Below are 18470 nucleotides of genomic sequence, written 5' to 3'. Positions count from 1 at the left end.
TAGAGGCCGCGCAGACAGGTGGGGCGGCGTCGCGTGCCGAGGGGCGGCGCCGCCACCCCACCTGTCTGCGCGGCCTCTTACTGGCGGGTATGGTCACGGCATGCTGAGCCCCGGCCACCCCGAACCCGCGCGAACGGGACGACCGCGCAGTGCCGCGGCCGACGAGGCGATCCTGGAGGCCTGCCGCGCGTCCCTGGTCGACCTCGGCTGGTCGAAGCTGACGATGGGTGATGTGGCGACGCGGGCCGGGGTCGCCAAGACGACGCTCTACCGGCGCTGGGCGAGCAAGAACGAACTGGTCGTGGACGCCGTCGCGGTCCTCTTCGACGAACTGGAACTGCCGGACCTGGGCAGCCTGTCGGCCGATGTGCACAACGTGGTGCTGCAGTTCGCGGCGCTGCTGGACCGCCCGGAGACCAGGACGGCGCTGATGGCCGTGGTCGCCGAGTCGACCCGTGACGACGCGCTGCGGGCCCGGATCCGCGATTCGATCGTGGACCGGCAGAAGCGGCTCGTGCTGCTGGGACGGCGACGGGCGCAGCAGCGCGGCGAGCTGCCCGTCGAACCGGACGAGGCGACGGCGGCCTCGACCGCCGACCTGATCTTCGATGTGATCGCCGGTGCGGTCGTGCACCGGACGCTGGTCAGCGCCGAGCCCGTCGACGAGGACTGGGCCCGGCGCTTCACCGTTCTGCTGCTTGCGGGGCTGGGTGCGGCAGCCGCCACGTAGCGGGCGGCCCCGAAGGCCCTCAGAAGCCGGGCGGCTCGGTGTACGTGCCCCACTCGTCCCGCAGGACCCCGCAGATCTCACCGAGCGTCGCCTCGGCCCTGACGGCGTCCAGCATCGGCCCGATCATGTTCGAGCCGTCGCGGGCGGCGGCCAGCATCGCCTCCAGCGAGGCGCGGACCCGGGCGTCGTCCCGCGCGGCCTTGCGGTCGGCGAGCTCGCGCACCTGCTCGCGCTCGACCTCGTGGCTGACCCGCAGGATCTCCAGGTCGCCGGTGACCGAGCCGTGGTGGACGTTGACGCCGACGACGCGCTTGTCACCCTTCTCCAGCGACTGCTGGTACCGGAACGCGGATTCGGCGATCTCACCGGTGAACCAGCCGTCCTCGATGCCGCGCAGGATGCCGGAGGTCATGGGCCCGATGGGGTGCTGCCCGTCCGGGTGCGCCCTGGTGCCGCGCTCCTTGATCCGGTCGAAGATCTTCTCGGCGTCGGCCTCGATCCGGTCGGTCAGCTGCTCGACGTACCACGAACCGCCCAGCGGATCGGCGACGTTGGCGACGCCGGTCTCCTCCATCAGCACCTGCTGGGTGCGCAGGGCGATCTCCGCGGCCTGCTCGGAAGGGAGCGCGAGGGTCTCGTCGAGGGCGTTGGTGTGCAGCGAGTTGGTGCCGCCGAGGACGGCGGACAGCGCCTCGACCGCGGTCCGTACGACGTTGTTGTACGGCTGCTGGGCGGTCAGGGAGACCCCGGCGGTCTGGGTGTGGAAGCGGAGCCACTGCGCCTTGTCGGTCTTCGCCCCGTACACCTCCTTCATCCAGCGGGCCCAGATCCGGCGGGCGGCGCGGAACTTGGCGATCTCCTCGAAGAAGTCGAGGTGCGCGTCGAAGAAGAAGGAGAGACCGGGGGCGAAGGTGTCGACGTCGAGCCCCCGGGAGAGGCCGAGCTCCACGTACCCGAAGCCGTCGGCGAGGGTGTACGCGAGTTCCTGCGCGGCCGTCGCCCCCGCCTCGCGGATGTGGTAGCCGGAGACCGAGAGCGGCTTGTACGCGGGGATGTCGCGCGCGCAGTGCTCCATCAGGTCGCCGATCAGGCGCAGATGGGGCTCGGGCTGGAAGAGCCACTCCTTCTGCGCGATGTACTCCTTGAAGATGTCGGTCTGGAGCGTGCCGTTGAGCACCCCCGGGTCGACGCCCTGGCGCTCGGCGGCGACCAGGTACATGCAGAAGACGGGGACGGCGGGTCCGCTGATCGTCATGGATGTCGTGACGTCGCCGAGCGGGATGTCCTTGAAGAGGACCTCCATGTCGGCGGCGGAGTCGATGGCGACACCGCAGTGCCCGACCTCGCCGAGCGAGCGCGGCTCGTCGGAGTCGCGGCCCATCAGCGTCGGCATGTCGAAGGCGACACTGAGCCCGCCGCCGCCCGCGGCGAGGATCATCTTGTACCGCTCGTTGGTCTGCTCGGCGTTGCCGAAGCCGGCGAACTGGCGGATGGTCCAGGTGCGGCCGCGGTAGCCGGTCGGGTAGAGACCCCGGGTGAAGGGATACTCACCGGGCCAGCCGATCCGCTCGAACCCCTCGTACGTGTCCCCGGGGCGGGGCCCGTACGCGGGCTCCACCGGGTCCCCGGAGAGCGTGGTGAAGTCCGCGTCACGCTTGCGGGCCTTGTCGTAACGGGCCTGCCAGCGTCGGCGGCCTTCCTCGATCGCGTCAGCGTCCATGGATCCCAATTTACTAGGACGTCCTAGTAAATGTCGATGACCAACCGCCCGGCGCTTTGCGCGGGGCGGTTCGGGTGGGGCGGGTCAGACTTTGGCGGTCACCGGGGAGCCGTCCGCGATCAGCGGCTCGACCTCCTGGACGACCTTGCGCTCGACGAAGAACGCGGCCGTCGGGATCGTGCCGGAGATCAGCACCCACAGGAGCTTGCCGAGCGGCCACTTCGCCTTGGAGCCCAGGTCGAAGGCGAAGATCAGGTAGATGATGTACAGCACACCGTGGATCTGGGAGACGACGAGCGTCAGCCCCGCACCGGTGTCGAAGCCGTACTTGAAGACCATGCAGGTGCAGAGCACCAGCAACATGACGGCGGTGACGTAGGCCATCACCCGGTACCGGGTCAACACACTGCGTTTCATGACATGGAGCGTAACGGGGCACCGGGGGCGATCTTGCAGCGGGCCGGGGCGCGCGGTGCTACTTCTCCTCGAAGTCCTTGGCCGCGATCCGCAGCGGGCGCAACAGTGCGAAGATCTCCGCGCACTCCTCGGCGTCGTACACCCCGAGCCCGAACTCCATGTCCACCAGGTCCCGAGTGGCCGCCTCGACGACCTCGCGGCCCTTGTCGGTGATCGAGGCGAGGGTGCCGCGGCCGTCGTTCGGGTTGGGGCGCTTGTCGACCAGACCGGACCTGACCAGCCGGTCCACGGTGTTCGTGACGGAGGTGGGGTGGACCATCAGCCGCTCGCCGATCTTGGACATCGGCAGCTCACCCTCCTTGGAGAAGGTGAGCAGCACCAGCGCCTCGTACCGCGCGAAGGTCAGCCCGTACGGTTTGACGACCGCGTCGACCTCGGCGAGCAGGATCTGCTGCGCACGCATGATCGAGGTGATCGCCCCCATCGAGGGGACGGGACCCCAGTGCTGCTGCCAGAGTTCGTCGGCGCGGGCGATGGGGTCGAACGGGAGACTGAGCGGCTTCGGCACGGCATCGACCTTACCCACTGGTCATATGCTGGTCAGCCCCGTCTCGAACTTCGGTCCGAAGACCGTGCGCGGGCTCGGTGTTCCTTACCTCGCGGACGAGCAGGAGCGTGCACACCGTACCGATCACACCGGCCCCGGCGACCACCTGATGTACGGGGACGAACTCGGCGGCGAGCCCGGCGAGGGCCATCCCGATGCCCTGGAACGTCATCAGCCCGGCGGTGAGCAGGGTCATGGCCCGGCCGCGCAGCTCCTCCGGGACGTCGTCGACGAACCACTGGTCGAGGCCGATGACGTAGGCCGCTCCCACCCCGGCCAGCGCGAGCGCGACCAGTGTCAGGACCAGGCCGGGGCGGAACGCGTACAGCAGGAGCGGCAGCAGGGCGGCGGCGGCGATCGGCAGCACGATCCGGGAGCGGGCGCGCGGGGAGAGCACGCTGCCGGCGTACAGCTCGGCGCCGATGTGACCGGCCGGCATCGCACACATCAGCAGCCCGAGCGCGGCCGAGCCGGCGCCGATCTCGTCCGCGTACGGTGCGGCGAGCGCCTCCGGTGCCACGACGAACATCGGCGGCACCCAGAAGAGCAGCATCAGCGCGCGGATCCTGCGATCGGCGAGGACGGTTCGGGCGCCGGCGAGCGAGTCCTTGAACAGAGCGCCGCCACCGCCGTCGCCGCCGACCCGGGCGGGCCGGTCGCGGGTGCCGAAGCGGAGCAGCGCCGCCGAGCAGAGGAAAGTCCCGGCGGTGATCGTGATCGCTCCGCGCGGGGACACCGCGGCGAGCAGCACCCCCCCGACGCCGAAGCCGATCAGCAGTGCGCTCTGCGAGACGATCCGCAGCAGCGAGCGGCCCAGTACATAGAGGTCGCCCTCGCCGAGGATGTCGGTGAGCGCAGCCGTCCGCGTCCCGGTGAAGACGGGCGAGACGAGGGCGACGACACAGCGCAGGGCGAGGAGCCCGCCGACCGGAGTGCCGGGCAGCACCATGACGGCGACGCAGCCCGCACAGAGCAGATCGCAGGTGACCAGGACCCGGCGGGCGGGGTAGCGGTCGGCGACCCCGGCGAAGAGGGTGCCTCCGATCAGGTAAGGGAGGAGGCCCAGCGCGAAGGTCAGGGCGCTGAGCAGGGGCGAGCCGGTGAGGTCGTAGACGAGGACGGTGAGCGCGAGCTCGCTGACGACGACGCCGAGGAGGGAGAGCAGATGCGCGGCGAAGACGGCCCGGAACTCCCGTACGGCGAAGACAGCGCGGTAACCGCCGGGCGTGCTCGGGTCCGGGACGGAAGCCGGAGCCCGGAGCGCGGGCGACGGGTTCGGGTCAATGGGGTCGGCGCGCTCCGGGGACGGTGCCGGGGACTGCGCCGCTCGGGCGGGGTGGGCGTTCGCCACGCGGTGTGCGGCTGACGGGTCGTGGGGCGATGTGCCCGTCGGGTCGCTCGGGGTGTCCACCGCGTCGCGGGGGCTGCCCGCCGGGGCGGGGCTGTTGCTCGGCATGGACGCAGCGTGGAGGAGGAGGGCCCGCACTCCCTAGACTTTCGGCTGACACCGAATCTTCGCGAGGCCGCCGATGCCGTTCCACCTGCATTTCGACGAGACCGATCTGCTGCGCTGCAGGTTCGCCCTCTCCCCGCTCTGGGAGACGCAACAGGCGGTCCGCACCCTCCTGCGCCCCGGGAACCACGGCTACCACGAGCCGTGGCTGCGGCGCATCCGGAGCGCCGCCGCCGGGCTCGACCTCGGGCCGCTGTGGTCGCTGATGCCGGAGAGCGGGCACAATCCGGACTTTCTTTGCCCGCCACCGCTCGGGCCGTATGCCTCGTTCGAGGAGGAGATCGCCGGGGTACGCGCCATCGACCCCGAGCTCGTCCGTGAGGATCTGACTCTGACGCTCGCCTGTGTGCCGGGGGCGCTGGACTCCCCCGCCGGACGGGCGGTGCTCGACGACCCCGCCCGCGCGCAGCGGGAGCTGTCCGCGCTGCTGGAACAGGCGTGGCGGGTCCTGGTCGAGCCGGACTGGCCGCGGTTGCGCGCGTTGCTGGAGGCGGACATCGCGTACCACTCGCGCCGGCTCGCCGCGGTCGGCTTCGCGCGGCTGCTCGGTGAGCTGAGTCCCCAGCTGAGCTGGGCGGACTCGACGCTCACGCTCGTCGGGACGCGGGGCCGGCACTCCCGGGTGCTCGGCGGGCAGGGTCTCGTCCTGATGCCGAGCGTCTTCGCCTGGCCGGATGTGGTCAGCGGGTACGAGCCGCCCTACCAGCCCGCGGTGATCTATCCGGCGCGCGGGATCGGTGGCCTGTGGACGGAACCCGCCGACCGTACGCCGCAGACGCTCGCGCGGCTGCTCGGGCGGGCCCGGGCCGATGTCCTGTGCATGCTCGACGAACCGGCGGGGACGAGTGCACTCGCCCACCGGCTCGGCCTCGCGCCGTCCTCCGTGTCGGAGCATCTGTCCGTGCTGCGGGCGGCCGGGCTGCTGACCTCGCGGCGGTACGGGCACCAGGTGCTGTACGAGCGGACTCCGCTCGGGATCGCGCTGGCGGTGGAGCCCGAGACGCACTCCGGGTGACGGAGACCCCCCTCGCCGTGCGGCGAGAGGGGTCTGCGGGGGGAGCGCAGGGGCGTCAGTCGGCGAGGTACCGCTCGACCGTTTCGACCTTGGAGGTCAGGCCGTCGGTGACACCGGGCCGGATATCGGCCTTCAGGACGAGGGAGACGCGTCCGGCGCGGGACTCGACGGCGGCGACGGCGCGCTTGACGACGTCCATGACCTCGTCCCACTCACCCTCGATTGAGGTGAACATGGCGTCCGTGCGGTTGGGCAGCCCCGACTCGCGGACGACCCGGACGGCGTCGGCCACGTACTCGCCGACGTCCTCGCCGACCCCCAGCGGGCTGACGGAGAAGGCGACGATCATGCGCTGACCACGCCTTCCCGGCGGGCGCGGGCAGCGATGACGCCGTCGGCCTCGTAGCGCTTCAGTGCCTTGTCGCCGTACAGCCCGCCGAACGGCAGCAGCGCCAGCAGGAAGAAGAACGCGACGCGCTTGAACGGCCACTTGGTCTTGGACCAGACGTCCAGCAGCAGGACGGCGTAGGTCACGAAGAGGACGCCGTGCAGCATGCCGAGCGGCATCATCAGGAAGTCGATGTCCGAGACGCGGCTGAGGATCGAGCCAAAGATGATCAGCGCCGGGAAGGAGAGCGCCTCGGGAATCGAGATGAGGCGCAGCCGGTGCAGGGCGGTAGCGGTCTTGATGTCCACGAGGGCACCTTCGGTGGGAGGGTCGTCACAGCTTGTGAATACAGGCACAAGCGTGTCCCATTGTGGCATCGTCACCCACCGGGTCCGGGGGCGGGGGCCGGTCGACACTCCGGGGAACGTATCGGCGCATATCAGGGTCGACTCAGGGTCCGGATAGGCCCGGAGACCCTGTCGGGCCCAGGCCCCCTGCCGCTACCGTCACAGGGTGGCAATGTTCCGACTCCAAGGCAGCAAGACGCTCGCCGTCGATCTGACCGGCGACGCCGTCAAGGCGAAGAACGGCTCGATGGTCGCGTACGACGGCCGGATGGCGTTCAAGAAGATGTCCGGCGGCGGTGAGGGCATCCGCGGCATGGTGACCCGTCGGCTGACCGGCGAGCAGATGACCGTGATGGAGGTGAGCGGGCAGGGCACCTGCTACTTCGCCGACCGCGCGAGCGAGATCAACCTCGTCTCGCTGCGCGGCGAGAAGCTCTACGTGGAGGCGAGCAACCTGCTCTGCACCGATGCGGGGCTGCGCACCGGGACCACCTTCACCGGGCTGCGTGGCGGGGCGACCGGCAACGGCCTGTTCACCACCACCGTCGAGGGCACCGGCCAGGCGGCGATCATGTCGGACGGTTCGGCCGTGGTGCTGCGGGTGACCGCCCAGTACCCGCTGTTCGTCGACCCCGGCGCGTACATCGCCCACCAGGGCAATCTGCAGCAGCACTTCCAGTCCGGGGTCAACTTCCGGACGCTGATGGGCGAGGGCTCGGGCGAGTCGTTCCAGATCAGATTCGAGGGCGAGGGGCTCGTCTACGTGCAGCCCAGCGAGCGGAACACCATCGGGGGCGATGTCTGATGCCGTTCCGTGAGATCAACTCGAAGATGGTCGAGGCGACGGTCATCCCCGGCCAGAAGATGTACAGCCAGCGCGGCGCGATGCTCGCGTACCGCGGCGAGGTGTCGTTCACCCCGAACATCCAGGGCGGCCAGGGCGGCGTGATGTCGATGATCGGCCGGCGGATGGCCGATGAGGCGACGCCGCTGATGACGGTCGAAGGCAGCGGCACGGTGATGTTCGGCCACGGCGGCCATCACATCCAGGTCATCAACCTGGCCGGCGACACCCTGTACGTGGAGGCCGACCGGCTGCTCGCCTTCGACGGGACGCTGCAACAGGGCACGATGTTCATGGGGTCGCAGGGCGGGGTCATGGGCATGGTGCGCGGCCAGGTGACCGGGCAGGGCCTGTTCACCACGACGCTGAAGGGTCATGGCGCGGTCGCGGTGATGGCTCACGGCGGGGTGATCGAGCTGCCCATCACGCCGGGCCGCGAGGTGCATGTGGACCCGCAGGCGTACGTCGCCCACCACGGCGACGTACGCAACAAGCTCTCCACCGCCCTCGGCTGGCGCGACATGGTGGGGCGCGGCAGCGGCGAGGCGTTCCAGCTGGAGCTGAGCGGCAGTGGCGCGGTGTACGTCCAGGCGTCGGAGGAGAAGCTGTGAGCACGCCCGTGATCTTTGACCCGATGACGCTCCCGTCGGACGACAACGTCAACGCCTACACCTTCTGCGTGGAGCTCAAGGGGAGCCAGTGGTTCCTGCAGAAGGGCAAGATGATCGCCTACTACGGGCGGATCGAGTTCAACGGCATCGGCCACGGCCGCTTCGAGCGGCTGATCCGTACGAGCTTCCACTCCCCGCTGCACGCGAGCGACTGGGTGGTGGCCGAGGGCAGCGGCAAGATGCTGCTCGCCGACCGGGCGTTCGACGTGAACTCGTACGACCTGGAGGACGGGAACCTGACGATCCGTTCCGGCAACCTCCTCGCGTACCAGCCGACGCTGGCACTCAAGCAGTCGATCGTGCCGGGCTTTCTCACGCTGATCGGCACGGGGAAGTTCGTGGCCGCGTCCAACGGTCCGGTGGTCTTCATGGAGCCGCCGCTGCGGGTCGATCCGCAGGCGCTGGTGGGCTGGGCGGACTGCCCCTCGCCGTGCCACCACTACGACCACGGCTATATGACGGGCGTGATGGGCGGGCTCAGGTCGCTGACCGGGATCGGCGGGACGTCGGGCGAGGAGCATCAGTTCGAGTTCGTCGGCGCCGGTACGGTGCTGCTCCAGTCGACCGAGGTCCTGATGGCGGAGCAGCCGACGGGGGCGACGCCGCAGCAGGCAGGGGTTCCGGGCGGCGGTGCGGGGCAACCCGGCGCCGCCCCCCGCCTGCCCGGCCAGCTGGGGGACCTCCAGCGTCGCTTCGGTCTGTGAACGGTAGTCTGCGGAGCGTGACCTAGAATGCCTGCGCCCAGCGTCGGCACCGGTCCCGGAGCCGTTTCCGGGGCCGGTGCCCCAGGCCGGTGCCCGGCGTCACAGCACTCCACTTCGTCCAGCTTTCAACTTCTTAGGTAGAATCCACATATGGAGACCGAGACGGCCACCCAGTGGCTGAGCGACGCGGAGCAGTGCGCCTGGCGCACCCACCTGGACGTCAGCAGGCTGCTGATGCACCAGCTGGAGAAGGACCTCCAGCCGTTCGGCCTGACCAACAACGACTACGAGATCCTGGTGAACCTCTCGGAGTCGGAGGACCAGCGCATGCGGATGAGCGACCTGGCCACGGCCACACTGCAGTCCAAGAGCAGGCTCTCGCACCAGATCACCCGCATGGAGACGGCGGGGCTGGTCCGCCGGGAGAACTGCGAGTCCGACCGGCGCGGTCTGTACGCGGTGCTCACGGAGACGGGCGCGGAGACGATGCAGAAGGTCGCGCCGCACCATGTCGCATCGGTGCGCAAGCACTTCATGGACCTGCTGACGCCGGAGGCACTGGCGGACCTGCACGCGGCGCTGACGCCGGTCGCGGAGCACTTGCGGGGGCGGCGGGGCAAGCCGTAGCGCGCGTGCGGGGGCGGCGTTGCTCGGGGTGAGCGCGCCCACCTCAATCGCCGCACGGGCTTGATTCCGGTCCGGGCAGGCGCAGTGCGAAGCAGGCGCCGCCCTCCGCGGCCCTGGTCACCGTCAGGGTGCCTCCGTGCCGTTGGGCCACGTCCCTCGCGATGGCAAGTCCCAGACCCGCGCCGCCCTCGTCCCGGGACCGGGCGTCGTCGAGGCGGACGAAGCGTTCGAAGACGCGCTCGCGTTCGGATTCCGGGACGCCCGCCCCGTCGTCGGTGACCGTGACCACCACGCTGCCGCGATCCGTGAGGACCGACACAGCCACCGAACTCTCGGCGTGACGCTCCGCGTTGTCCAGCAGGTTGCCGATCACGCGTGCCAACTGCCCGCGCGCGCCAACGACTTCGAGGGCTCCCGACTCCGGCACCGACATCGCCACCGGAATCCGGTCGCCGGTGCGCTGCGAGACCTCCTCGTGGACCAGCGCGCCCAGGTCCACCCGGGTGTTCCCCGGCCGCTCCCCCGCGTCGAGCCGGGCCAGCAGCAGCAGATCGGCGGCCAGCGCCTGGAGTCGTACGGTGTCGGTGACCGCGCCGGGCAGGTCCAGCAGCTCCGGATGGGCCGCGCCCACCTCGAGCTGGGTGCGCAGCGAGGCGATCGGGCTGCGCAGCTCGTGCGAGGCATCCGCGACGAAGCGGCGCTGCCGGCCGGCGGAGGCCTCCAGCGCGGTCAGGGTTGCGTTGGTGGTACGGGCCAGCCGGGCGATCTCGTCGCGCGAGCCGGGCTCCGGCACCCGCCGGGACAGGTCCTCGGACGCCGTGATCGCGGCCATCTCCGCCCGGATGCCCTCGACGGGCCGCAGCGCGCGCCTCGTCACCAGCCAGGTCACCGCGGCCACGACCAGAAGCATGACGGGCAGCCCGATCAGCATCGCTGCGCGCACACTGCCCACCGCCTTCTGTTCGGTGGCGAGCGGGGCGCCCGCGTGGACGGTCAGGGTCACACCGGTGCTGGTGGTCGCGGAGACGGCGGCGAAGCGGTAGGCGGCCGTGTCGCCGTCGACGGTGGCGGTGCCGTTGTTGAAGTCCGGGTCGCCGGTGGACACCTCACCGCGGCCGGGGGTGTTCGCGTCGTCGTCGCGGTCGTCGTCGCCGCCGTGGCGGTCGCCGCTTCCGTCGTCGTCGGTGCCGTCGCCACTGCCGGAACTTCCCGGCGCCTGCGACGCGTTGGGCGTGACCCGGTCCGTACCGGTCCCGGAGACCGCCTCCAGGCCCTTGGACGCGGCGACCAGCCGCCCGTCCTCGTCGGTCACCTGGACGGGGTGCTCCTCCTCGTCGGGCAGGTCCAGCCGGCCGTACGGCACATCGAGGGCCAGCTGCCCGGCGACCTCCCGTGCCGCCACCTCCGCCTGCAGTCCGGCCTGGTCGGTCAAGTTGGCGCGCAGCACGAGGAGTACGGCGATCCCGGCGCCGATCAGCGCGACGGCGACCACCACCGTGGCGCCGGCCGCGGCCCTGGCCCGTACCGACCTCACCGCGCCTCCAACCGATAGCCGACGCCCCGCACCGTCCGGATGGACGCTGCGCCGAGCTTGCGCCGCAGTGCGCTGACGTACACCTCGACGATGTTCGGGTCCCCGTCGTACGCGAAGTCCCAGACATGCTCCAGGATGTCCGCCTTGCTCACCACCTGGCCCGGCCGCAGCGCCAGTTGCTCAAGTACGGCGAACTCCTTGGCCGTGAGCGTGACTTCGTCCTCGCCGAGAAGGAGGCGGCGGGCCGCGGTGTCCATCCGCAGCGCGCCGACGGCGATCACGGGCGAGGCGGAACCGCCGCCGCGGCGCCGCAGCAGCGCACGGATCCGGGCGACCAGCACCACGTACGAGAACGGCTTGGTCAGATAGTCGTCGGCGCCGGTGTCGAGCCCCTCCGCCTCGTCGTACTCCCCGTCCTTCGCCGTCAGCATCAGGATCGGCACCTCGTGACCGGCGGCGCGCAGGGCGGCGCAGACCCGGTAGCCGTTCATCCCGGGCAGCATGATGTCGAGGATCACGAGGTCGTACGCCCCCTCGCCCGCCCGGTGCAGCCCTTCGAGGCCGTCGTGCACGACATCGACGGCGAAGCCCTCGGCGGTAAGTCCCCCGGCCAGGGACATCGCCAGCCGCTTCTCGTCCTCCACGATCAACAGGCGCATACGCACAGCGTCGCAAACCGAACCTGAAGACGGCTTCAGGTGGCTTCAGCCCGCGTTCAGCATCACCCCGGCAGTGTGGAGGACATCGCACACCGGCCACCCGATCGGGGAGGAACCCTCATGAAGCGCAAGATCGCCATCGCCGCCGTTGCCGCGGCCGTACTCATGGGCGGCGGGACCGTCACGGCCGTCGCCTTCGCGGACGACCACGGCCGGGACGACCACGGCCGGACCGTCCACGACGACAGCGGCCAGGACGCCACCACCCGCGTCGGCCCGGACGACGGCAGCCAGGACGCCACCGCGCGCGTCGGCCTGGACGAGGCCGTCGCGGCGGCCGTCAAAGCGGTCCCCGGCACGGTCACCGAGGCCGAGCGGGACAACGAGGACGGCAGGCCCGTCTGGGAACTCGACGTGTACGGCTCCGACCGGACCTGGCACGACGTGACGGTCCACGCGGGAAGCGCGAAGGTGCTCGGCACGCACGCCTCCGACGACAACGACGACCGCGACCGGCACGCCCCCCGCTCGGCGCCGGTCCCGCTCGGCGCGGCGGCCGACGCGGCACTGCGTACGGCGCCGGGCACGGTCGTCTCGATCGAGCTGGACGACGCCGTCGGCCGCAGCGGCGCGCTGCGCTGGGAGGTCGGCATCAAGGGCAAGGACGGCAAGCATCACAAGCTGCGTGTGGACGCGAAGACCGCTGCGGTCTCCGCGGACCGCTCGGACGACGGCCGCCACGGGGACGACCACGGCGACGACTGATCAGAGGCCGTACCCCGAGACCACCAGCCCTGTGGCGAAGATCAGAAAGTTCATGTCGCCGCTCGCGATCAGCACCGGCTCGGTCTTCTTCTCGGGCCAGCCGGTGTAGCGCTTCCCGCTCCCGCTCCCGTTGTTCCCCTCCGCGTGCAGGTCGTACGACTTCATCGACTCCTCTGTGGTGACAACGACCTGGTCACCCACCACATGGGGCGTGCCGTCGAAGCCGAGTGTGTCACCGCTGGTCCACTTCAGTCCGCCGTCGGCGAGACCGTACGCGTACACCTGGTTCTCGGCGGTCACGACGACCGTGCCGTCGTCCGAGACGGCGGGCCGCCTGATGGCATGGATCCCTGCGGCAATCGTCCGCCCACCCCGCTGCGGGGAGTTCACATCGATGACGTTCAGGCCGTCGGCGTCGGCCGTGCAGAGCAGCTCGTGCCCGGCGAGCACCGGTGAGCCGCACCGGTCTCCACCGTTCTCGACTCGTCCGGTCGGCCGGCCGCTCGCGGCGTCCAGAACGTCGAGGGAACGGCCCACCACGACGACCCGGTCCCCGGCGGCGGCCAGCGTGACGTCGCCCCCGTCGACCGGGCGCGTCCACAGCTGCGCGCGGTCGCCGGTGAGTCGACGGGCATACAGCTTCCCCGCCGACGCGCCTTCGTCCTGGGTGACGTACAAAAGGACGCCGTCCTTCTCGACGGCGGTGGTGGCGCGCTGCCCGGCGGGAAGCGGCAGGCTCCACACCTCGTGACCGTCCCGGACGCGGAACCCGACAAGGCGTCCGTCCACGAAGGCGTAGGCCGTGTCCTTCACGGCCCCACCCATCAGCGCCGTACCCGTCCCCGTACCCGTCTTCCACAGCTGTGAGCCGTCCGCGGCATTCAGCGCGGTGACGCCCCCGGTACCGGCGCAGACCAGTGCCGCGCTCGCCAGCACACATCCCACTTCGCCGTCCGCGACTTTCGCGCTCCAGGGCTGCCAGTCGGCCGACCGGAGCGAACGGTCCGCGCCCGCGCTCCCGAAGTCTCCGGTGTGCCCCGCGTCCGCGGCGGGAACGACGACCGGTCCGGTCGGCCGTTTCGCGGCGGGCGTGGCCGCGGACTCGCTCGGGTCCGCACCGGTCGCCGCACCACCGCCGCTTCCGTCCGGCTTGAACAGACCGGGCAGGAGCACGAAGCCGAGCACGAGACATACGACGACAGCGGCGACCGCCGCTCCCCTGCGCAGCCGCTTGCTCCGGGATGCACCCCCCGCCGCGGTCGTGCCCACCGCTGGGGCGTACCCGGGGAAGGTCGGCGTGTGGGAAGGGGGCACAGGCGCGGGCATCGGCCGGTCCGCCCACGCCGGTGGAGCCGCGTCGGCACAGGCGCGGGCATCCGCCTCGTACGAGGCGAGCTGCGCCCGCACCCCGTCCGTCCACACGAATGCCCTCGGCGCCGCTTCCCCCGGCTGCAACAGGGCGATCAGTTCCTGCGGGGTCGGGCGGTCGGCAGGGCCACTGCTGAGGCATCGCTCGATCACCGCACGCAACCGCGCCGGCACACCGGCCAGTTCGGCATCCCCCTGGGAGATCCGGAAGATCACGGCCGCCATGTCGGAGTCGTCGAACGGCCCCCGTCCGCTCGCCGCGAAGGCGAGGACCGCGCCGAGGCAGAACACATCGGACGCCGGTACGAGCGCCCGCGAGCCGCCCACGTGCTCGGGCGAGATGTAGCCCGGGCTGCCCACCACGACGCCGGTCCGGGTCAGCTGAGTGGCGTCGAAGGCCTGGGCGATCCCGAAGTCGATCACCTTCGGCCCGTGGGCGCCCAGCAGCACATTGCCGGGCTTGAGATCGCGGTGGAGCACCCGCACGGCGTGCATGTCGGCGAGCGCCCGGGCAAGACCGGCGCCCAGCGCCCGTACCACCGGCTCCGGCAGCGGACCGCTGCGCGTGACCGCTTCGGCGAGCGAGGGACCGGGGACGTACTCCGTCGCCAGCCAGGGCAGCCGGTCGCCCGGGTCGCCACCGACGAGGGCCGCGGTGTGCGGACTGCGTACCAGCCCGGCGGCATCGATCTCGCGGCGGAAACGGATGCGGAAACCGTCGTCGAGGTCGAGATCGGCGCGGATGGTCTTCAGCGCGACCAGACGCCCCTCCTCGGGCACGACCGGCCTGGCCAGATACACCTCGCCCATGCCGCCCGCGCCCAGCAGCCCGAGCAGTTGGTACGGACCGATCACCCGGCGTTGTCCGGCCGGAAGCGGCTCGATCACCGCGCACTCCACTTCACCCGGGGACGGCTCATTCGGGCAGCGGCACGGAGACCGCCATGCCCTGGTCGTAGATCACGTGCACCACGCCGCCGACCGGCAGGAGGACCGGGTCGAGCAGCTCCTTCTCGAAGTCCACGCCGTTCGTGACGGCGTCGTACGCCGGCGCGACCGTCGGGCCCGGCGCCCCGTCGAGCACCGTCCGGCGGACCGCTCCCGGCCTGCCGTCCCTGCCGAGCGGCACGGTGTACAGCGCGGAGCTGTCCGCCCACACCACCCGGCCCGCCACGATCATGGGGGCGGAGGTGGGGTTCGAACGGCCGCCCGGCGCCGACAGTTTCAGCGGGTACCGGCCGACGGCGCTCCCGTCCGCCCCGCCGACCACCATCAACTCCGGCTGGGCGGCACCGGCCCTGTCGGTGGCTTTGAGCGACTGCCGCCGCAAGGTCACGACGTTGTCGGCGACCGCGCCCAGCAGCGTGTCGGCGACGGATTCCTTGGGCAGCCGGTATTCGTCCGGCTCGCCCAGCCCCGGTCCCTTCAGGCGCAGAAGGGTCAGGTCGTCCCGGAAGTCGCCGCGTTCACCGGTGGACACGTAGGTCGGGCAGAAGACCGCGGATCCGCGCACTCTGACGGAGCCGCACCCGCTGTCGGGAATCCGGTCACCGGTGATCTGCGCAGTCCGTCCGGCGGCCGTGCCGAGCACTGTGCCGTCCTTGATCCGATAGGCCCTCACACCATCCGATGTCAGGGCGTAGAGCGCCCCGCCCTGGGCGGCGAGCGGCCAGTAGTTGCGCTTCTCGAAAAAGGCCAGCTCCTTCTTGGCCAGCGGTGCACGCCACTTCTCGGTCCCGGTCCGCAGGTCGTACGCCAGGAGCTCTGTGCCTTCGGGCAGTTGCAGCGACGCGACGAAGACCATGCCGTCGGCGACCAGCGGCTTGCTCTCCGGCGTATAGGCCCCGCCGGCCCGCGCGTCCCAGCGGACCTTGCCGGTCCTGGCGTCCAGGACCTGCACCCGCTGCGCCGCGACGATCACGACCGTGTCGCCAAAAACGGCGGGACGGGTGGCACCCGCGGGCATGAAGAACTGGCCGCGCGGCCCGTAACCGGCGGACAGTCCGGTCTCCCCCGTGTCCCGGGACCACACATGCCTGCCGTCGGCTGCCGACAGTGCCTCATAGGTGCCGTCCACCATCCGGCACACGACCACGCGGTTGCCCGCCGTGCAGCCCAGCGGAGCCTTGGTGAACTTCCCCCGCCAGGGCTTCCATCCCGCGGGACGGACCTGTCGGCCGTACGCAACCGTGCCCGAGCCGTCCGGTCCACCGTCCTCGTCCACTCCGGCGACCATGGCGACGGTCGCGGGCGAACTCACCCCGGAAGAAGCGGTGTCCTTGCCACCGTCGTTGTTGCGCAGGGCCAGGATCGCGCCTGTCGCCGCACCCGCGAGGACCAGTGCCACCAGAGCGGCCACCAGGGCGCGGCGGCTGCGTCGGGGTGGTTCCGGCGTGGGGAGTCCGGGGCCCTGCGTAGGCGCGGCATGCAGACCGGGAGCGAAATCAGTTCCCTGGGTCGGAAGTTGATGGATCAGCGCCCGGCTGCCGGTGGCCGCCTCGGTCGGCGTGCAGCCGGGAAGCAACGGTCCGTCGAGGGCGCGGACCCGGGCCAGTTCCCTGCCGTACTCGGCGATGTGCTGCCGCACCGTCTCGGGCCACTGCCGCGCCGCGCCCGGGGCGAGCCGCTCGGCGAGTTCGGCGGCGGTCGGGCGGTCGGCGGGCTCGGCGGTCAGGCAGTCGGCGAGAACGGCGCGCAGCGCGTCCGGCACGCCTTCGAGATCGGCCTCGACGTACTTGACCCGGTACAGCACGGCGGCGACCGGCCCGTCGCCGAAGGGATCGCGGCCGGTAGCGGCGAAGCAGAGCACGGAAGCGAGACAGAAGACGTCGGAGGCGAAGGTGACGCGCCCGCTGCCCGCCACGTGTTCCGGGGACATGAAGGAGGGGCTGCCGACCATCCGGCCGGTGGTGGTCAGCGGGGCGGCGCTGCCGTCCCGCGCGATCCCGAAGTCGATGACCCGCGGACCGTCCTCGGCGAGCATCACATTGCCGGGCTTCACATCCCGGTGCACGACCCCGGCCGCATGGACCGCCGCGAGCGCGCGGGCCAGCCCGGCGCCGAGCATCCGCACCTCGCCCTCGTCCATCGCACCGTCCCGGCGGACCGCGGCGGACAGGGTCGGTCCGGCCACATATCCGGTGGCCAGCCAGGGGACTTCGGCGTCTGCGTCCCCGTCGAGCAGCGGGGCGAGGAAGGGGCTGGTGACGGAGCGGGCGACCGCGATCTCGCGGCGGAAGCGGTGACGGAAGCCGGGATCCCGCGCCACATCGCGGCGCACCGTCTTGACGGCGACGGGATCCCCGCCGTCTCCCCGGTCTCCGAGGAAGACTTCTCCCATACCGCCCGCGCCGAGCCGGGCCCGAATCTCGTACGGTCCGATCCGTCCGGGCGAGTCCCCACGCAGCGGCCCCAGCATGTGTCGCTTCCCCCCGGTGTGCATGACACGTCTGGTACGTCATCCTGCCATGCGCCGATCACGGCCCGCACGGGGCAGCGATGCGGACGACTCACCCGAACGGCTGACGAGGGCGAGCGGGCGGGGGGCGGCCCGCACGCCGCCCCCCGCCCGTCGGTACCCGTCTGTCAGGACTCGCCCGTGATCCCCGCCACCAGCTCGTCCGCCGCCGCGTACGGGTCCAGGCGGCCCGCCACGATGCGTTCGGCCAGCGCGCCGATGTGGCGGTCGCCGTGCAGATCGCCGATGCGCTCACGCAGCCGCGTGACGGCGATCGTCTCGACCTCGTGGGCCGCGCGGGCCATGCGCCGCTCGGCGAGCACTCCGTGCTCCTCCATCCACGCCCGGTGCTTCTCCAGGGCCTCGACGACCTCGTCGATGCCCTCGCCCCGGGCGGCGACCGTCTTCACGATCGGCGGCCGCCAGTCGCCGGGGCCGCGGGACTCCCCGAGCCCGAGCATGTGGTTGAGCTCGCGCGCGGTGGCGTCCGCGCCCTCCCGGTCGGCCTTGTTGACGACGTACACATCGCCGATCTCCAGGATTCCGGCCTTCGCCGCCTGGATGCCGTCGCCCATGCCGGGCGCGAGGAGCACCACCGAGGTGTCGGCCTGGGACGCGATCTCCACCTCCGACTGACCGACGCCGACCGTCTCCACCAGGATCACGTCGCAGCCCGCCGCGTCCAGCACCCGGATCGCCTGCGGTGCCGACCACGCGAGGCCGCCCAGGTGTCCGCGGGTGGCCATGGAGCGGATGTAGACGCCGGGGTCGGAGGCATGCTCCGACATCCGGACGCGGTCGCCGAGGAGCGCGCCGCCGGAGAACGGCGACGACGGATCGACTGCGAGGACGCCGACCCGCTTGCCGGCCCGCCGGTACGCCGAGACGAGCGCCGAGGTCGAGGTCGACTTGCCGACACCCGGTGAACCGGTGAGCCCGACGACGTACGCGTTCCCGGCCAGGGGCGCGAGGGCCGCCATCACCTCGCGCAACTGCGGCGACGCCCCCTCCACCAGGGAGATGAGCCGGGCCACGGCCCGCGGCCGGCCCTCGCGGGCCTGCTCGACCAAGGTGGGGACGTCCACCATCACCGCTCCGTTCGAA

At 71.5% G+C, this 18470-nt stretch carries 18 protein-coding genes; 7 read left to right on the top strand and 11 right to left on the bottom strand.

All coding sequences use genetic code 11. The features are described from left to right. Positions 1-100 precede the first annotated feature (100 nt). The gene (locus AB0I23_RS01455) at positions 101-730 is read left to right on the top strand and encodes a TetR/AcrR family transcriptional regulator (RefSeq protein ID WP_359105774.1); all 630 of its coding nucleotides are present in this window, start codon (positions 101-103) and stop codon (positions 728-730) included. 19 nt (positions 731-749) lie between these two features. Here the strand turns inward: AB0I23_RS01455 and AB0I23_RS01450 are convergent, their stop codons facing one another. From AB0I23_RS01450 to AB0I23_RS01435, 4 genes are all read right to left on the bottom strand, one after another. After that, a complete protein-coding gene (locus tag AB0I23_RS01450; protein ID WP_359105771.1) occupies positions 750-2450 on the bottom strand; it encodes an acyl-CoA mutase large subunit family protein in 1701 nt (566 codons plus the stop codon). 84 nt (positions 2451-2534) lie between these two features. Next, positions 2535-2867 carry a DUF3817 domain-containing protein gene (locus AB0I23_RS01445; protein ID WP_037689368.1) on the bottom strand — a complete coding sequence of 111 codons (333 nt, stop codon included), beginning with the start codon at positions 2865-2867 and terminating at the stop codon, positions 2535-2537. A gap of 58 nt (positions 2868-2925) precedes the next feature. Further along, positions 2926-3435 (bottom strand): MarR family winged helix-turn-helix transcriptional regulator, encoded by a 510-nt coding sequence (locus AB0I23_RS01440; RefSeq protein WP_359105767.1) that lies wholly within the window; start codon positions 3433-3435, stop codon positions 2926-2928. Between the two features lie 10 nt (positions 3436-3445). After that, positions 3446-4930, bottom strand: coding sequence for an MFS transporter (locus AB0I23_RS01435; RefSeq protein WP_359105764.1), 1485 nt, complete (start codon positions 4928-4930; stop codon positions 3446-3448). A 73-nt stretch (positions 4931-5003) separates the two neighbouring features. On the opposite strand from AB0I23_RS01435, the gene AB0I23_RS01430 reads away from it, so the two are divergent. After that, entirely contained in the window at positions 5004-6002 is a 999-nt protein-coding gene (locus AB0I23_RS01430; RefSeq protein ID WP_359105762.1) for an ArsR/SmtB family transcription factor, read from the top strand. A 55-nt stretch (positions 6003-6057) separates the two neighbouring features. Here the strand turns inward: AB0I23_RS01430 and AB0I23_RS01425 are convergent, their stop codons facing one another. Together AB0I23_RS01425 and AB0I23_RS01420 are read right to left on the bottom strand one after the other, a co-directional pair. Further along, positions 6058-6351 (bottom strand): MTH1187 family thiamine-binding protein, encoded by a 294-nt coding sequence (locus tag AB0I23_RS01425; protein WP_359105759.1) that lies wholly within the window; start codon positions 6349-6351, stop codon positions 6058-6060. Continuing rightward, complete coding sequence (locus tag AB0I23_RS01420; RefSeq protein ID WP_359105757.1) at positions 6348-6698, bottom strand: DUF3817 domain-containing protein; 351 nt, start codon at positions 6696-6698, stop codon at positions 6348-6350. Before AB0I23_RS01420 ends, AB0I23_RS01425 begins: the two co-directional genes overlap by 4 nt. A 211-nt stretch (positions 6699-6909) precedes the next feature. Here AB0I23_RS01420 and AB0I23_RS01415 point away from each other — a divergent pair, with 211 nt between their 5' ends. The 4 genes from AB0I23_RS01415 (at position 6910) to AB0I23_RS01400 (ending at position 9583) form a co-directional block, all read left to right on the top strand. Further along, positions 6910-7542 carry an AIM24 family protein gene (locus tag AB0I23_RS01415; protein WP_266990470.1) on the top strand — a complete coding sequence of 211 codons (633 nt, stop codon included), beginning with the start codon at positions 6910-6912 and terminating at the stop codon, positions 7540-7542. After that, complete coding sequence (locus AB0I23_RS01410) at positions 7542-8192, top strand: AIM24 family protein (protein ID WP_359105754.1); 651 nt, start codon at positions 7542-7544, stop codon at positions 8190-8192. The genes AB0I23_RS01415 and AB0I23_RS01410 overlap by 1 nt, the downstream gene beginning before the upstream one ends. After that, a complete protein-coding gene (locus AB0I23_RS01405; protein ID WP_359105751.1) occupies positions 8189-8956 on the top strand; it encodes an AIM24 family protein in 768 nt (255 codons plus the stop codon). Before AB0I23_RS01410 ends, AB0I23_RS01405 begins: the two co-directional genes overlap by 4 nt. 150 nt (positions 8957-9106) lie before the next feature. Further along, entirely contained in the window at positions 9107-9583 is a 477-nt protein-coding gene (locus tag AB0I23_RS01400; RefSeq protein ID WP_358857444.1) for a MarR family winged helix-turn-helix transcriptional regulator, read from the top strand. A 43-nt stretch (positions 9584-9626) separates the two neighbouring features. Here AB0I23_RS01400 and AB0I23_RS01395 read toward each other — a convergent pair whose 3' ends face one another. Next, positions 9627-11117 (bottom strand): sensor histidine kinase, encoded by a 1491-nt coding sequence (locus AB0I23_RS01395; protein ID WP_359105748.1) that lies wholly within the window; start codon positions 11115-11117, stop codon positions 9627-9629. After that, entirely contained in the window at positions 11114-11776 is a 663-nt protein-coding gene (locus AB0I23_RS01390; RefSeq protein WP_359105746.1) for a response regulator transcription factor, read from the bottom strand. The genes AB0I23_RS01395 and AB0I23_RS01390 overlap by 4 nt, the downstream gene beginning before the upstream one ends. A 120-nt stretch (positions 11777-11896) precedes the next feature. On the opposite strand from AB0I23_RS01390, the gene AB0I23_RS01385 reads away from it, so the two are divergent. Further along, positions 11897-12541 carry a PepSY domain-containing protein gene (locus tag AB0I23_RS01385; RefSeq protein WP_359105743.1) on the top strand — a complete coding sequence of 215 codons (645 nt, stop codon included), beginning with the start codon at positions 11897-11899 and terminating at the stop codon, positions 12539-12541. On the opposite strand, the gene AB0I23_RS01380 is transcribed toward AB0I23_RS01385, so the two are convergent. The 3 genes from AB0I23_RS01380 to meaB all read right to left on the bottom strand — a co-directional run bounded on the left by AB0I23_RS01380 (position 12542) and on the right by meaB (position 18454). Further along, complete coding sequence (locus tag AB0I23_RS01380; RefSeq protein ID WP_359105740.1) at positions 12542-14797, bottom strand: protein kinase domain-containing protein; 2256 nt, start codon at positions 14795-14797, stop codon at positions 12542-12544. A gap of 28 nt (positions 14798-14825) precedes the next feature. Then, on the bottom strand, positions 14826-17327 hold the full coding sequence (locus AB0I23_RS01375; protein WP_359105738.1) for a protein kinase domain-containing protein: 2502 nt from the start codon (positions 17325-17327) through the stop codon (positions 14826-14828). A 167-nt stretch (positions 17328-17494) separates the two neighbouring features. Further along, positions 17495-18454, bottom strand: a complete 960-nt coding sequence (meaB, locus tag AB0I23_RS01370) for a methylmalonyl Co-A mutase-associated GTPase MeaB (protein ID WP_359105735.1) — start codon at positions 18452-18454, stop codon at positions 17495-17497. Positions 18455-18470: the final 16 nt, after the last annotated feature.

Origin of the sequence: Streptomyces atratus (assembly GCF_040655115.1) — a bacterium.
Taxonomy (GTDB): Bacteria; Actinomycetota; Actinomycetes; order Streptomycetales; family Streptomycetaceae; genus Streptomyces; species Streptomyces atratus_D.
Note: the sequence above shows the minus strand (reverse complement) of the source record. Positions and strands in the feature narration are given on the sequence as shown.

What these genes read in the sequence shown, in the direction of transcription:
- AB0I23_RS01415 (WP_266990470.1), top strand. Translation starts at nt 6,910, where the DNA reads ATGTTCCGACTCCAAGGCAGCAAGACGCTCGCCGTCGATCTGACCGGC.
- AB0I23_RS01400 (WP_358857444.1), top strand. Translation starts at nt 9,107, where the DNA reads ATGGAGACCGAGACGGCCACCCAGTGGCTGAGCGACGCGGAGCAGTGC.
- AB0I23_RS01430 (WP_359105762.1), top strand. Translation starts at nt 5,004, where the DNA reads ATGCCGTTCCACCTGCATTTCGACGAGACCGATCTGCTGCGCTGCAGG.
- AB0I23_RS01425 (WP_359105759.1), bottom strand. Translation starts at nt 6,351, where the DNA reads ATGATCGTCGCCTTCTCCGTCAGCCCGCTGGGGGTCGGCGAGGACGTC.
- AB0I23_RS01445 (WP_037689368.1), bottom strand. Translation starts at nt 2,867, where the DNA reads ATGAAACGCAGTGTGTTGACCCGGTACCGGGTGATGGCCTACGTCACC.
- AB0I23_RS01390 (WP_359105746.1), bottom strand. Translation starts at nt 11,776, where the DNA reads ATGCGCCTGTTGATCGTGGAGGACGAGAAGCGGCTGGCGATGTCCCTG.
- AB0I23_RS01385 (WP_359105743.1), top strand. Translation starts at nt 11,897, where the DNA reads ATGAAGCGCAAGATCGCCATCGCCGCCGTTGCCGCGGCCGTACTCATG.
- AB0I23_RS01450 (WP_359105771.1), bottom strand. Translation starts at nt 2,450, where the DNA reads ATGGACGCTGACGCGATCGAGGAAGGCCGCCGACGCTGGCAGGCCCGT.
- AB0I23_RS01455 (WP_359105774.1), top strand. Translation starts at nt 101, where the DNA reads ATGCTGAGCCCCGGCCACCCCGAACCCGCGCGAACGGGACGACCGCGC.
- AB0I23_RS01435 (WP_359105764.1), bottom strand. Translation starts at nt 4,930, where the DNA reads ATGCCGAGCAACAGCCCCGCCCCGGCGGGCAGCCCCCGCGACGCGGTG.
- AB0I23_RS01410 (WP_359105754.1), top strand. Translation starts at nt 7,542, where the DNA reads ATGCCGTTCCGTGAGATCAACTCGAAGATGGTCGAGGCGACGGTCATC.
- AB0I23_RS01375 (WP_359105738.1), bottom strand. Translation starts at nt 17,327, where the DNA reads ATGCTGGGGCCGCTGCGTGGGGACTCGCCCGGACGGATCGGACCGTAC.
- meaB (WP_359105735.1), bottom strand. Translation starts at nt 18,454, where the DNA reads ATGGTGGACGTCCCCACCTTGGTCGAGCAGGCCCGCGAGGGCCGGCCG.